Below are 13,899 nucleotides of genomic sequence, written 5' to 3'. Positions count from 1 at the left end.
TGGTGGATCACCCTGCGAGGGTGAATCGGGTGCCACCCGAGAAGATGTCCGGGGACGGTCCCTCCTCTGTCGTGACGCCGCGCCCAGCACGTCGTCAGGGCTCTCGAGGCGGTGCGAAGGCGGGACTCCGCACGACCGGCCGGTTCCGCGGTTGCCGTCGCCTTCGTCGGGGATAGTGTTCGTACGTGACCACTCCTGATCCTGTGACCCTGCCGTTCGGGCTCGACCGGCCGATCGTGGGGGCGCCGATGGCCGGAGGTCCCTCCACTCCGACGCTCGTCGCTGCCGTCACGAACGCGGGCGGGATGGGATTCCTCGCCGGCGGGTACAAGACCCCTCATCAGCTCGCCGACCAGATCACCGCCACCCGGGCCCTCACCCAGGGCCCGATCGGGGTGAATCTCTTCGTCGTGTCCGCCAACGACATCGACGAGGACGAGCTCGAGGCCTACCGGCAGGAACTGAAGTACGACGCCGACCGGTACGGCATCGAGGTCGGCACCCACAAGTGGGACGACGACGCCCTCCAAGGCAAGCTCGACGTCATCCGGGACCTGACACCCGAGGTGGTGTCCTTCACCTTCGACTGCCCCGACGCCGGCGTCCTGCACGAACTGAACACACTCGGCATCCACACCGCCGTCACCGTCACCTCCACGGGCGAAGCGCGGATTGCCGCTGACCGCGGGGCGCGGATCCTCGTCGTGCAGGGCCCCGACGCCGGCGGCCACCGGGCCACGTTCGACCCCGCCGCGGAGCCCGGCACGGAACCGCTGCCCGAGCTGATCACGGCCATCCGGAACATCGTCGACCTGCCCCTCATCGCGGGAGGCGGCCTCGGCACCCGCGAGCAGGTCCGGGCGATCCTCGACGCCGGAGCCGCCGCGGTCCAGATCGGGACCGCCCTGCTGCTGGCCGACGAGGCAGGAACGAATCCCGCCCACCGCGCCGCCCTGCAGGATCCGTCGTTCACGGAGACCAAAGTGACCCGGGCCTTCACCGGCAGGCCCGCCCGGGGCCTGCGCAACAGGTTCATGGACGACCACGACCGCCCCGGGCACGGCTACCCGCAGATCCACTACATCACCGCGCCCCTGCGTGCGGCGGCCGCGAAGAACAACGACCTGCAGGCCCTGCACCTCTGGGCCGGCACCGGCTACCGCGACACCTGCACCGGGCCCGCCGCCGACATCATCGCCGACCTCACCCCCTGACCCCGGCCCCGACCCCGGCATCCGACGCAGGGGCGCGGAAGTCAGCCGAGACGCTTGGAGCTGTACGCGCGAGGGGTCCGCACACCCGGGCGCTGCAGCGGCACCCACAGCTTGTAGCGGTCCGCCCGGTAGTAGGACACGGAGTAGTCGATCATCGCGCGAGCGACATAGGCGTGGCGCTGGATCTTCAGCAGCGGAGCGTTCATCTCCACGTTGAGCAGGCGCGCGATCGAGGGCGACGCCGCCGTCGCCTCGATCGTGTCCTCGCCCCACTCCATGACGAGCCCGTACCTCTCGCTGAGCACGTTGTACAGGGAGGTGGGCGGAGGACCGTCGAGGAGGCCCTTCACCCGATGCGCGGGGAGGAAGTTCTCGTCGACGCTCATCGGCTCCCCGTCGGCGAGGAGCTGGCGGCGGAACCGCACGACCGGCTGGCCGATCTCGATCTGCAGTTCCCGCGCCACCAGGGGTGTCGCCCCCTGCTGTTCGAAACTGAGGACCCGCGCGTCCGGCACCATCCCGCGCCGGATCATCTCCTCCGTGTAGGAGGTCATCTTCATGTGGAGGTCCACCTTGGCCCTCGCCACGAACGTGCCCAGGCCCACGACGCGTTCGAGCACCTCCTCCGCGACGAGCGCGTCGACGGCCTGCCGAACGGTCATCCGCGCCACCCCGTAGTACCCGCTCAACTGTCGCTCGGACGGAATGCCGGCTCCCGGTTCGCCGAACTGACGCACGTAGCGTCGAAGGCTCTCCCGCAACTGCACGTGCTTCGGCGTGCCGGAGGCGTCATCGAGCCGATCCGCGTCGAACGTCCTGGGCAGCACGGCCATGTCCCCGTCTCCTTCCTCCCGCCGGTCGCGCGGCGACCGGCCCTGACTGTTCTTCCGAGTATCTCCCCCAGCACGCGAAAGGGAGCCCGCACAGAGCGGGCTCCCTCGTCGAACGCGATCGGACGGTGCTAGTGGGCGTGGTACCCGCGGCTGTACTCGAAGACCCAGCCGACGAGGGCGATCACCGCGAGGCCGAGTCCGATGTACAGGATCCAGAACCCGATCGCGATACCGAGGAATCCGGTGGCGGCCGCGAGACCGAGGACGAGGGGCCACCAGCTCCACGGGCTGAAGTGGCCCTGCTCGCCGGATCCCTCGTGGATCTCGGCGTCGAGGCGATCCTCGGGCCGGGCTCCCACGCGCTTGCCGGTGAAGGCGAGGTAGAAGCCGATCATGCCGGCAAGGCCCGCGGTGAGGTAGAGCGCGAGGAACCCCACGGGTTCCGACCACTCGACCAGGAACCCGTAGACCGTCGCCACGAGCAGGAAGAACGGGACCCCGTACAGGAACAGGTTTTTCTCGATCTTCATGCCTTGGCATCCTCTCGGTCGGCCGAGCCCATGAAGCCGGCGGCACTCTCATCGGGCGTGTGCGTCTGCTGCAGCTCGGGGTGGTGCAGGTCGAGGGCAGGACGCTCGGAGCGGATGCGCGGCAGCGACGTGAAGTTGTGGCGCGGCGGCGGGCAGGACGTCGCCCACTCGAGGGAGGCACCGAAGCCCCACGGATCGTCGACCTCGACCTTCTTGCCGGTGCGCCACGTGATGTAGACGTTCCAGAAGAACGGGATCAGCGACGCCCCCAGGATGAAGGAGCCGACGGTGGAGAACTGGTTCATCGCCGTGTAGCCGTCCTCGGGGAGGTAGTCCGCGTAGCGGCGCGGCATCCCCTCGACACCGAGCCAGTGCTGGATGAGGAAGGTGGCGTGGAAGCCGAGGAACAGCATCCAGAAGTGGATCTTTCCGAGGCGCTCGTTGAGCATCTTGCCGGTGAACTTGGGCCACCAGAAGTAGAAGCCGGCGAACATCGCGAAGACGACGGTACCGAAGACCACGTAGTGGAAGTGGGCGACGACGAAGTACGTGTCCGAGACGTGGAAGTCCAGGGGCGGCGAGGCGAGGATGATGCCCGTGAGGCCACCGAAGAGGAACGTCACGAGGAAGCCGAGGCTCCACAGCATGGGTGTCTCGAACGTCAGCGACCCACGCCAGAGCGTGCCGATCCAGTTGAAGAACTTCACGCCCGTCGGCACCGCGATGAGCATCGTCATGAAGGCGAAGAACGGCAGGAGCACGGCGCCGGTGACGTACATGTGATGCGCCCAGACGGTCACCGACAGCGCTGCGATGGCGATCGTCGCATAGACGAGGCCCTTGTAGCCGAAGATCGGCTTGCGGCTGAAGACCGGGAAGATCTCCGAGACGATGCCGAAGAACGGCAGCGCGATGATGTACACCTCGGGGTGGCCGAAGAACCAGAACAGGTGCTGCCACAGGATGGCCCCACCGGCCTCGGGATCGAAGATGTGCGCGCCGAAGCGGCGGTCGGCTCCGAGTGCGAACAGCGCGGCGGCCAGCGGCGGGAACGCCATCAGCACGAGGATCGAGGTGATGAGCGCGTTCCAGGTGAAGATGGGCATCCGCCACATGGTCATGCCCGGGGCGCGCATGCAGATGATCGTGGTGATGAAGTTGACGGCGCCGAGGATGGTACCGAAGCCCGACAGCGCCAGGCCGAAGACCCACAGGTCCCCGCCGACGCCCGGGGAGAACGTCGTGCTCGAGAGCGGGGCGTAGGCGAACCAGCCGAACGAGGCGGCGCCCTGGGGGGTGATGAACCCGGAGACGGCGATGGTGCTGCCGAACAGGAAGAACCAGAAGGCCAGCGCGTTCAGTCGCGGGAAGGCGACGTCGGGCGCGCCGATCTGCAGGGGCATGACGAAGTTCGTGAAGCCCGCGAACAGCGGGGTCGCGAACATCAGCAGCATCACGGTGCCGTGCATCGTGAACAGCTGGTTGTACTGCTCCTTCGTCTGCAGGATCTGCATGCCCGGTTCGAAGAGCTCGGCACGGATGATCAGGGCCATCACACCGGCGAAGCAGAAGAAGACGAACGACGAGATCAGGTACATGAACCCGATCGTCTTGTGGTCGGTCGAGGTGATCCAGTTGACGACGATGCGTCCCTTGGACCTCGGGACCACGCGGGGAGCGGCTACGGTGCCGGCTTCCTCAAGGGTGTATTCGAAGGTGGACATCAGCTGCTGCTCCTGGCTGGGTCGGTATCGGGATCATCCTCCGGGTAGGAGTCGCGGTCGTACTCGTCGCCGAGCTGACCGTCTTCGAGCTGGTCCATCTGCGCGTCGAACTCCTCCTGCGAGACCACCTCCACGGTGAAGAGCATCTCCGAGTGGTACTGGCCGCACAGCTCCGCGCACTTGCCGGCGAAGGTGCCTTCCTTCGTGGGCGTCAGGTTGATGTAGTTGGTGCGCCCCGGGTAGAGGTCGCGCTTCATCAGGAAGCCGGGGACGAAAAAGGAGTGCTGCACGTCGCGGGCGTTGAGCTGGAGCTCGACCGTGCGGTTGACAGGCAGGTACAGGGTCGGCAGGTCCTCGATCTGGCCCGCCTCGCCCGTGAGGTGCGCCTGCACCCCGGTGGAGTACTTGTCCTCGTTGACGTAGTTGAAGTCCCAGGACCACTGCTTGCCGCGGACGTCCACGATCACGTCGGGGTCCTCGACGCGGGCGTCGATGCTCGCGATGTCCCGCTCGGTGAAGTAGAAGAACACGAGCACCATGAAGAGGGGGATCGTCAGGTAGAAGATCTCCAGCGGCAGGTTGTAGCTCATCTGCCGGGGGTAGCCCGTGTCGTTCTTCCGGCGGCGGTAGGCCACCATGCACCAGATGATCAGGCCCCACGTGATGACGCCGACGGCCAGGGCCGCGATCCACGAGTTGACCCACAGATCGGTGATGGCCCCGGTGTGGTTGGTGTTGTCCCGGTCTGCCGGAAGCCAGCCCTTTTGGGCTTCTGCCGAACAGCCGGTCAGTAGGAGGGCGCCGGCCAGCGTGATGCTGGAGATCTTCGTGATCCTGACGCGCTTGCTACCGGTTCGGTCCTGCGAACTCACAGACGGACCTTCCTTTTCTACGTGCGTTGCCACCCGCTCATGAAGCTGCCCGGGGTGCACATCCAGTTTTACTACTCACTGTAGAGCTTACCTGTAAGACCCGCGATCCGGTGACATGCGAAAGGCCCGGAACACTCCCCTTCGGGGTGCTCCGGGCCTTTCGCCACGTGCTAGTGGAAGGAGTCTCCACAGGCGCAGGAACCGCCTGCGTTCGGGTTGTCGATGGTGAATCCCTGCTTCGCGATGGTGTCCTCGAAGTCGATGGATGCGCCGGACAGGTACGGGACGCTCATCTTGTCCACGATGACCTCGACGCCGTCGAAGTCGCGGACGGCGTCCCCGTCGAGGACCCGCTCGTCGAAGTACAGCTGGTAGATGAGTCCCGAGCAGCCGCCGGGCTGCACGGCGACGCGCAGGCGGAGGTCCGTGCGGCCCTCCTGCTCGAGGAGGCTGCGCACCTTGCCTGCTGCGACGTCGGACAGGGCGACCTCGTGGACAGGGAGGTCCGTGGACTCCTGCAGGGCCTCTGCTTCGGTGGTCGGTGTGCTCATGGTGTCTCTCCTAGCTCGGACCCTGTGGATCCGCTCTCAGTGCCGTCCGCGGTGTGGCGCGCACGGCTTTGTCCAATCCTACGCCGGGCCCACTCCCCTTCTAACGGCCGGGAGGCCCGAAACATTTCCGCGCGGCCGGGCCCGTGTCAGCCCTGGCCGCCGTGCAGCCCGCCGTCGTTGATGCGGGCGAGGAGGATCGCCTCGGCCAGGACGGCCTTCCGGAACTCGTCGAGGTGCAGGGATTCGTTGGCGCTGTGGGCCCTCGAGTCCGGGTCCTCGACGCCGGTGATCAGGATCTGCGCGGAGGGGAACAGCTCGGTGAGGTCGGCGATGAAGGGGATGGAGCCCCCCATGCCCGCCTCGACGGCGGGCACCCCCCACGCCTCCTCGAGTGCCTCGAGCGCCAGACGCGACGCCGGTTCGCTCGTGTCGGTGCGGAAGGGGCTGCCCGTCTCCCCCGGCGTGAAGGTGACCCGGGCGCCGAAGGGCGCGTGGTTCTCGACGTGCCGGCGGACGGCGTCCATGGCGGACCGCGGGTCCTGGCCGGGTGCCAGCCGGAGGCTGAACTTGGCGCGGGCACGCGGCAGGAGCGTGTTCGAGGACAGGGCCACGCTCGGGACGTCCATGCCGATGATGGAGAGCGCGGGCTTGTGCCACAGCCTGGAGGCGATGGAGCCCGTCCCGGCGAGCTGTACGCCCTCGAGCACCGACGCGTCCGAGCGGTAGTCGGCTTCCGCGTAGTCCACGGTCGCGTGGTCCCCGCCCTGCAGGCCCGCGATGGCGACGTCGCCGGCGTCGTCGTGCAGTGTCGCGATGAGCCGGGCGAGCAGGGTGGGGGCGTCGAGTACGGGCCCGCCGAACATGCCGGAGTGCACCGCGTGGTCGAGGACCTGCACCTCGATCGTGCCGTCCACGAGGCCGCGCAGGCTCGTGGTGAGCGCCGGCACGCCCACCTTCCAGTTGCTGGAGTCGGCGACGACGATGACATCGGCCTCGAGGTCCTGCCGGTAGGTCTCGAGGAACGAACGGAAGGTCGGCGACCCGGCTTCCTCCTCGCCCTCGATGAAGAGCGTCACGCCCACCCCGAAGGAGTCCCCGAGCACGTCGGACAGGGCCCGGAAGGCACCGATGTGGGCCATGATGCCGGCCTTGTCGTCGGCTGCGCCGCGGCCGTAGAGCCTGCCGTCGCGCTCGGTGGCCACGAACGGCTCGCTCTCCCAGAGCGCGGGGTCGCCGGGCGGCTGGACGTCGTGGTGGGCGTAGAGGAGCACGGTCGGGCGGTCGCCGACGGCGGGGCGACGGGCGACGACGGCCGGCCCGCCCGGGGTGCCGCCGTTGTCGACGCGGAGGATGCGGACGTCGTCGATGCCGGCGTCGCGGATGAGCGCGGCGACGGCCTCGGCGCTGCGGTCCAGTTCGGCGGCGTCGAACGCTTCCCAGGCGATGCCGGGGATCGCGACGAGGTCGGAGAGCTGCTCGACGATCCGGGGGAACGCAGCATCGACGCTCGTCCGCAGCTGCTCGACGACGCGGGAGGGCTCGTTCGGATGCTCGGTGGAGGTATTCGTGGAGGTCATGCCAGAACCCTACACAGGCAGGTTCCGGCGACGACCGGTGTGGAGCACGGGTCGGTGGACGGCCCGATGGGCCGGCCGACGAACGGGTCGGGCGGTGCGTCCGCGGCGGGGTACGACCGGATCGGCCGGATCAGCCGGACCGGACCGGCGAGGCGTGGTCGGCGAGCCGGTATCCTGTAGGGGTGTTCGGACGAAATAAGGAAGCACCCTCTGCCCAGGAAGTCGTTGACAGCGCTTCATCTACCCCCGAGACCCGCCGCGTGCAGGGCAAGGGCGCCCCGACGCCCCGGCGCAGCGTGCAGCAGGCGGCCCGCAAGCGGCCGCTCGTGCCGGCCGACCGGAAGGCCGCCCGGGACAAGGACAAGTCGTCGGTGCGGGATGACCGCGCGAGGATGCGCCAGGCCCTCGACACCGACGACGAGCGCTACCTGCCGCTGCGGGACAAGGGCGCGAACCGGCGCTTCATCCGCCAGTTCGTCGACGCCCGCGTGAACATCGGTGAGTTCCTCATGATCGCCGCGCTGGTGTTCGTGGTCCTGAGCTTCTTCCAGTCCCTCGCCGTGCAGAGCGCCGTCCTGATGGCGTTCTGGGTGCTCATCGTCGCCGTGATCGTCGACTGCGTGCTGCTGCGCCGGAAGCTGAAGAAGAAGCTGACGGAGAAGTTCGGCGGCCCCAACCAGGGCGACCTCTGGTACGGGGTGACCCGTGCGCTGCAGCTGCGCCGACTGCGCCTGCCGAAGCCGCAGGTCAAGCGCGGGCAGTACCCCTCCTGATCCGGGCGCGGTGCGCCGTGTCCACCGGGAGGAGCCGGGCCTTCTGGCCCGGCTCTTCCCGTGTCAGGGGGTCAGGCGGGAGCGCTCGGGCGGAGCCGGACTCAGGCGACGGCACGACGGCGGCGGTCCGCCAGCCCCCGGTTGATCCGGCGTGCCCAGAAGGGGCCCTCATAGAGGAAGGCCGTGTACCCCTGCACGAGCGTGGCGCCGGCCTCGAGCCGCTCGAGGACGTCGTCGGGGGTCTCGACGCCGCCGACCGAGACGATGGCCAGCTGGTCACCGACGGCGGACCGGAGCCGCGCGAGGACCTCGAGCGACCGGGCCTTCAGGGGCGCCCCGCTGAGCCCGCCGACGCCCTTGGCCATGACGGTGGCGGGGTCGGTGACGAGGTTCCCGCGGGTGATGGTGGTGTTCGTGGCGACGATGCCGTCGAGCCCGAGGTCGAGGGCGAGGGCGCCGACGTCGTCCAGGTCCTGGTCCGTGAGATCGGGGGCGATCTTGACGAGGAGCGGGACGTGCCGTCCGGCCGCGCCGTCCGCGGTGGTGCGCACCGCCTCCAGGAGCGGCCGGAGGGAGTCGACGCTCTGCAGCAGCCTGAGCCCGGGCGTGTTCGGTGAGGACACGTTGACCACGAGGTAGTCCGCCACGGGGGCGAGCCGGCCGGCGCTCACGAGGTAGTCGGCGACGGCGTCGGCGATGTCCACCTTCTTGGTCTTGCCGATGTTCACCCCGACGACGGGCCGCTGCCGCGATCCGTAGCGGCGCGCGAGCCGCTGCCGGGCCGACGTCAGGCGCGGCGCGACGGCGGCGGCGCCGTCGTTGTTGAAGCCCATGCGGTTGATGACGGCCCTGTCCTCGACGAGCCGGAACAGGCGGGGCGCCGGGTTGCCGGGCTGCGCCCGGCCGGTGATCGTCCCGATCTCGACATGGCCGAACCCGAGCGCGGTGAGTGACAGCACGCCCTTGCCGGCCTTGTCGAAGCCGGCGGCCAGGCCGAAGGGCGACGGGAAGTCGACACCGAAGGCGGTGGTCGCGAGGCTCGGATCGGGTGCGCAGAAGCGACGCAGACCCCAGCCCACGGGCGTGCGGTCGACGGCGCGGATGAGGGCGAACCCGATCCTGTGCGCCCTCTCGGCGTCCATGCCGGAGAAGGCGATCCGGAAGAAGGTCGGGTAGAAACGCATGGGTCAAGAGTTCCACGACGGATGCAGGAGCATCAACTCGGGGCGTCGGCAGGACGATAATGTCCACCATGGACGAGTCCTGGACCGAGGACATCCTCGGACCCTCCTTCCGTGCGCTGACGCTGCCTCTCGAACCCGACGACGAGGGCCCGCGGGTCGCGACGCTCGTCGCGTACGAGCCGGACGGCGCCGGCGGTCCCGCCGAGCAGGCGGGACCCGCGCGCGCCGTGCTGTACGTCCACGGCTTCAGCGACTACTTCTTCCACGAGGAGTTGGCGCGGACCCTGCACCTGCACGGCTGGGAGTTCTTCGCCCTCGACCTGCACAAGTACGGGCGGAGCCTGCTGCCCGGCCAGACCCCCGGCTACGTGTCCACGCTCGAACACTACGACGCGGACCTCGAGGCCGCGATACTGGCGCTCGGGCAGCGGATCGCGGCCCGACGCGGCGCTCCCACCGCCGTCGACCTCGTCCTGATCGCCCATTCGACCGGCGGCCTCGTCGCCACGCTGTGGATGGCGCGCAACCCGGGGCGGATCGCCGCCCTCGTCCTGAACAGCCCGTGGCTCGACACCCCGGGCACGCCGCTCCTGAAGAGGGCGGTCCGCAGGATCCTGACCGCGGCGTCCCGCCGCTGGCCGAAGGCGCGCCTGCGCCTGCCCGAACCGGGCTCGTCCGTCGGCAGGATCAGTGACTCCCGCGACGCGGAGTGGGTCATCGACCCGGTCTGGCGTCCGGCGGCGGGCTTCCCCGTCACGGTCGGGTGGCTCGCGGGCGTCCTCGCCGCCCACGACACGCTCGCGAGGGGGATCTCGGTCCGCGAGCCGGTCCTCGTCCTGTGCTCGACGGCGTCGACCCTCGGCACCGCCTGGAAGAACGCGAAGCTCGCGACGGACAGCGTCCTGGATGTCGCGCCCATGGTGCGCCGCGCCGCGGAACTCGGCCCGAGGGTGACCATCCGGAGGATCCACGGTGCCCTGCACGACGTCTTCCTGTCCCGCGGCGAGGTGCGCAGGCTCGCCGTCGACAGCGCGGCCTGGTGGCTCGACGCCTATGTGCCCGTCCGGGCGGACGACAGCGACAGTGTCCCCCGCGGCATGACGGCCCGGGCCTCGACGCCTCGGGTCCCGGCCGAACGACCGGCGCGGGACTAGGAGGTCAGGCGCGCGTCGGCGGCGCGGTCCACCGCTCCCCCGTACCGGCGGTCGCGCGACGCGTACTCCTCGATGGCCCGCCACAGCGTGCGGCGGTCGACGTCCGGCCACAGCGTGTTCATGAACACCATCTCCGCGTAGGCGGACTGCCACAGCATGAAGTTCGAGAGCCTCTGCTCGCCCGACGTGCGCAGGAACAGGTCGACGTCGGGCAGGTCCGGTTCGTCGAGGTAGCGCTGGATGGTCTTCTCGCTGACCGACGACGCCTTGAGCGTCCCGGCGGCCACGTCCTCGGCGATCGCGCGGGCGGCGTCCGCGATCTCGGCCCGGCCGCCGTAGTTGACGCACATGGTGAGCGTGCACGTGGTGTTGTCCACGGTGTGCCGCTCCGCGTCCTCCAGCTCACGGATGACCGACTGCCACAGCTTCGGACGGCGGCCGGACCAGCGGATGCGGACGCCCCACTCGTCGAGCTGGTCGCGCTGGCGCCGCAGCACGTCCTTGTTGAATCCCATGAGGAAGCGGACCTCCTCGGGCGAGCGCTTCCAGTTCTCGGTGCTGAAGGCGTACACCGAGACATGGCGGACGCCGATCTCGATCGCGCCCGCCATGACGTCGAGCAGCGCCGCCTCGCCGGCCTTGTGCCCCTCCGTCCGGGGCAGACCCCGCTCGTTGGCCCAGCGGCCGTTGCCGTCCATGACGATCGCCACGTGCGCGGGGACGAACTGCCGCGGGATGGACGGCACCTGCTCCCCGCTCGGGTGCGGCCAGGGCGCCACGGGTCGGGCTGGGTTCTTCATGCACGCTCCACATGTTTGAGGGAGGCGACCCCGCGTTCGAGGTGCCATTGCAGGTACGCCGCGACGAGGCCGGCGGCCTCGCGACGCGCACCGGTGTCGGACGCGTCCGCCGTGGTCCAGTCGCCGGTGAGGAGTGCTCCGAGCAGGGCCATCGTCGCGGACGACGGCGAGGCCGCCCCGGGAGGCCTGCAGTCCGCGCAGACGGCCCCGCCGAGCGGCGCGGAGAAGGCGGAGTGGGCTCCGGGCACGCCGCACCGCGCGCAGTCGGTGAAGCTGGGGGCCCATCCCGCGGTCGAGAGGGCGCGCAGCAGGTAGGAGTCGAGGATGAGCTCCGACGGGTGCAGGTCGCGGCTGAGGGCGGAGAAGGCGCCGGCGACGAGCGCGTACTGGGCACTCCCCGCCTCGCCGATGTCGGTGAGGCGCTCCGCCGTCTCGGCGATGGCCGTCGCGGCCGTGTAGCGCCCGTAGTCCGAGGCGATGCCGTGCCCGTACGCGCCCTTCGTCTGGGCCTGCGTGATGATGTCCAGGTTGCGTCCGTGCGCGAGGAGGAGTTCCACCGACATGAACGGCTCCAACCGGGATCCGAACTTGCTGCTGGTCCGCCGCACGCCCTTGGCCACGGCGCGCACCTGGCCCCGGTCACGGGTCAGGAGCACGATGATGCGGTCCGCCTCACCGAGCTTGTAGGTGCGGAGCACGACACCTTCGGCGCGGTAGGTACGTGATGCTGAGGAGGACGGCACGGTCCCATTCTCCCACCTGCCACCCCCGCCGGAGCAGGCGGCGGGGCCGGCGGCTGGGTGGCGGGCTGGGGTGGCGGGCTGGGGTGGCGGGCTGGGGTGGCGGGCTGAGGTGACGGTCGGGACGCCGACGGTCAGGCGGCGTCGCGGATGGCCCGGTTGACGGCCGAGACGACGGCCTTCAGGGCCGCCATGGTGGTGTTCGCATCGATGCCCACCCCCCACAGGACCCGCTCGCCGACGGCGCACTCCACGTAGGCCGCGGCACGCGCGTTCCCACCCGAGGACAGTGCATGCTCGGTGTAGTCGAGGACGCGCACGTCGACGCCGTCATGGCTCAGGATGGCCAGCAGCGCGTCGATCGGACCGCTGCCCTGCGCGGCCCTGCGCTGCTGGACGCCGTCCACGAGGAGCGTCGCGACGAGCTTGAACGATCCGTCCTCGGCGGTGTCGGTGTTGACGGAGGTCAGTTCGTAGTGGCCCCAGGCCTCCGTGCCGCCCTCGGTGCGGGTCGGCAGGTACTCGTCCTGGAAGACCGACCACAGCTGGGCACCGCTGACCTCGCCGCCCTGGGTCTCGGTGCGGCGCTGGATGACGCCGGAGAACTCGATCTGCGCACGCCGGGGCAGGTCCAGGCTGTGCTCGTTCTTGAGCAGGTAGGCGACGCCGCCCTTGCCGGACTGGGAGTTGACGCGGATGACGGCCTCGTAGGACCGGCCGATGTCCTTGGGGTCGATCGGCAGGTACGGGACGCCCCAGGGCAGGTCGTCGACGCCGACCCCGGCGGCGGCGGCGTCGCGCTCCATGCTCTCGAACCCCTTCTTGATCGCGTCCTGGTGGGACCCGGAGAACGCCGTGAAGACGAGGTCGCCGCCGTAGGGCGACCGTTCGGGGACGCTGAGCTGGTTGCAGTACTCGGCGGTGCGGCGGATGTCGTCCATGTCGGAGAAGTCGATCTGCGGATCGATGCCCTGGCTGAACAGGTTCATGCCGAGCGTCACCAGGTCCACGTTGCCGGTCCGCTCGCCGTTGCCGAAGAGGCAGCCCTCGATCCGGTCCGCGCCGGCCAGGTAGCCCAGCTCGGCGGCGGCGACGCCCGTCCCGCGGTCGTTGTGCGGGTGCAGCGACAGGATGATGCTGTCGCGGTCGGCCAGGTTCCGGGTCATCCACTCGATCGAATCGGCGTAGACGTTCGGCGTGGCCATCTCCACGGTGGCGGGCAGGTTCAGGATCATCTGCCGGTCCGCGGACGCCTCGAACACCGCCGACACCTCGTTGCTGATGCGTGCGGCGAAGTCCAGCTCGGTCCCGGTGAAGGACTCCGGCGAGTACTCGTACGTGATGGCCGTGTCGCCCATGTTCTCCTCGAACTTCCGGCACAGCCGGGCTCCCTGGAGGGCGATGTCGATGATGCCGTCCTGGTCCTGGTTGAACACCACGCGCCGCTGCAGCACCGACGTCGAGTTGTAGAGGTGCACGATCGCGCGGTCGGCGCCCTCGAGGGACGCGTAGGTGCGCTCGATCAGGTGCTCGCGGGACTGCGTCAGGACCTGGATGGTGACGTCGTCGGGGATGCGGTCCTCCTCGATGAGCTGGCGGACGAAGTCGAAGTCCGTCTGCGACGCCGAGGGGAAGCCGACCTCGATCTCCTTGTAGCCCATCCGGACCAGCAGGTCGAACATCTTGTGCTTGCGCTCGGGGTTCATCGGGTCGATGAGCGCCTGGTTCCCGTCGCGCAGGTCCACGGCGCACCAGCGGGGCGCCTTCGTGATGACGCGGTCGGGCCACGTGCGGTCGGGGAGTTCCACGGTGATCTGGTCCTGGAACGGACGGTACTTGCCGAAGGGCATACCGGAGGTCTTCTGTGCGTTCTGCATGGGAATCGGCCTTCTCTGCTGGAATGGAGGTTCTGGCGGCCGGGCAGTGCCACCGCGGCGAGGGATGGCC

13 protein-coding genes are annotated in these 13,899 nt (G+C 69.5%); 3 read left to right on the top strand and 10 right to left on the bottom strand.

From position 1 onward, the window contains the following. The first annotated feature begins 185 nt into the window (after nucleotides 1-185). Entirely contained in the window at nucleotides 186-1,214 is a 1,029-nt protein-coding gene (locus ACX80K_RS02115) for a nitronate monooxygenase (RefSeq protein WP_459270216.1), read from the top strand. Nucleotides 1,215-1,255: 41 nt separating this feature from the next. Here ACX80K_RS02115 and ACX80K_RS02110 read toward each other — a convergent pair whose 3' ends face one another. From ACX80K_RS02110 to ACX80K_RS02085, 6 genes are all read right to left on the bottom strand, one after another. Further along, entirely contained in the window at nucleotides 1,256-2,047 is a 792-nt protein-coding gene (locus tag ACX80K_RS02110) for a GntR family transcriptional regulator (RefSeq protein ID WP_459270215.1), read from the bottom strand. A 128-nt stretch (nucleotides 2,048-2,175) separates the two neighbouring features. After that, nucleotides 2,176-2,577, bottom strand: coding sequence for a cytochrome c oxidase subunit 4 (locus tag ACX80K_RS02105; protein ID WP_459270214.1), 402 nt, complete (start codon nucleotides 2,575-2,577; stop codon nucleotides 2,176-2,178). Then, complete coding sequence (ctaD, locus tag ACX80K_RS02100) at nucleotides 2,574-4,301, bottom strand: aa3-type cytochrome oxidase subunit I (RefSeq protein WP_459270213.1); 1,728 nt, start codon at nucleotides 4,299-4,301, stop codon at nucleotides 2,574-2,576. The genes ACX80K_RS02105 and ctaD overlap by 4 nt, the downstream gene beginning before the upstream one ends. Then, complete coding sequence (gene ctaC, locus ACX80K_RS02095; protein WP_459270212.1) at nucleotides 4,301-5,173, bottom strand: aa3-type cytochrome oxidase subunit II; 873 nt, start codon at nucleotides 5,171-5,173, stop codon at nucleotides 4,301-4,303. The genes ctaD and ctaC overlap by 1 nt, the downstream gene beginning before the upstream one ends. 170 nt (nucleotides 5,174-5,343) lie before the next feature. Next, nucleotides 5,344-5,724 (bottom strand): HesB/IscA family protein, encoded by a 381-nt coding sequence (locus tag ACX80K_RS02090; RefSeq protein ID WP_459270211.1) that lies wholly within the window; start codon nucleotides 5,722-5,724, stop codon nucleotides 5,344-5,346. 146 nt (nucleotides 5,725-5,870) lie between these two features. Beyond that, nucleotides 5,871-7,301, bottom strand: coding sequence for a M20/M25/M40 family metallo-hydrolase (locus ACX80K_RS02085; protein ID WP_459270210.1), 1,431 nt, complete (start codon nucleotides 7,299-7,301; stop codon nucleotides 5,871-5,873). Nucleotides 7,302-7,483: 182 nt separating this feature from the next. Here ACX80K_RS02085 and ACX80K_RS02080 point away from each other — a divergent pair, with 182 nt between their 5' ends. Beyond that, complete coding sequence (locus ACX80K_RS02080) at nucleotides 7,484-8,074, top strand: DUF3043 domain-containing protein (RefSeq protein WP_459270209.1); 591 nt, start codon at nucleotides 7,484-7,486, stop codon at nucleotides 8,072-8,074. Between the two features lie 101 nt (nucleotides 8,075-8,175). Here ACX80K_RS02080 and ACX80K_RS02075 read toward each other — a convergent pair whose 3' ends face one another. Then, complete coding sequence (locus tag ACX80K_RS02075; RefSeq protein WP_459270208.1) at nucleotides 8,176-9,258, bottom strand: quinone-dependent dihydroorotate dehydrogenase; 1,083 nt, start codon at nucleotides 9,256-9,258, stop codon at nucleotides 8,176-8,178. 68 nt (nucleotides 9,259-9,326) lie between these two features. Here ACX80K_RS02075 and ACX80K_RS02070 point away from each other — a divergent pair, with 68 nt between their 5' ends. Continuing rightward, complete coding sequence (locus tag ACX80K_RS02070; RefSeq protein ID WP_459270207.1) at nucleotides 9,327-10,412, top strand: alpha/beta fold hydrolase; 1,086 nt, start codon at nucleotides 9,327-9,329, stop codon at nucleotides 10,410-10,412. Here ACX80K_RS02070 and ACX80K_RS02065 read toward each other — a convergent pair. The 3 genes from ACX80K_RS02065 to leuA all read right to left on the bottom strand — a co-directional run bounded on the left by ACX80K_RS02065 (nucleotide 10,409) and on the right by leuA (nucleotide 13,829). Then, a complete protein-coding gene (locus tag ACX80K_RS02065) occupies nucleotides 10,409-11,212 on the bottom strand; it encodes an isoprenyl transferase (RefSeq protein WP_459270206.1) in 804 nt (267 codons plus the stop codon). The two genes, ACX80K_RS02070 and ACX80K_RS02065, sit on opposite strands and share 4 nt — an antisense overlap. After that, a complete protein-coding gene (gene recO / locus ACX80K_RS02060; RefSeq protein WP_459270205.1) occupies nucleotides 11,209-11,955 on the bottom strand; it encodes a DNA repair protein RecO in 747 nt (248 codons plus the stop codon). Before recO ends, ACX80K_RS02065 begins: the two co-directional genes overlap by 4 nt. A 131-nt stretch (nucleotides 11,956-12,086) precedes the next feature. Beyond that, a complete protein-coding gene (gene leuA, locus ACX80K_RS02055; RefSeq protein ID WP_459270204.1) occupies nucleotides 12,087-13,829 on the bottom strand; it encodes a 2-isopropylmalate synthase in 1,743 nt (580 codons plus the stop codon). Between the last annotated feature and the right edge of the window lie 70 nt (nucleotides 13,830-13,899).

The organism is Arthrobacter sorbitolis (assembly GCF_054510995.1).
Note: the sequence above shows the minus strand (reverse complement) of the source record. Positions and strands in the feature narration are given on the sequence as shown.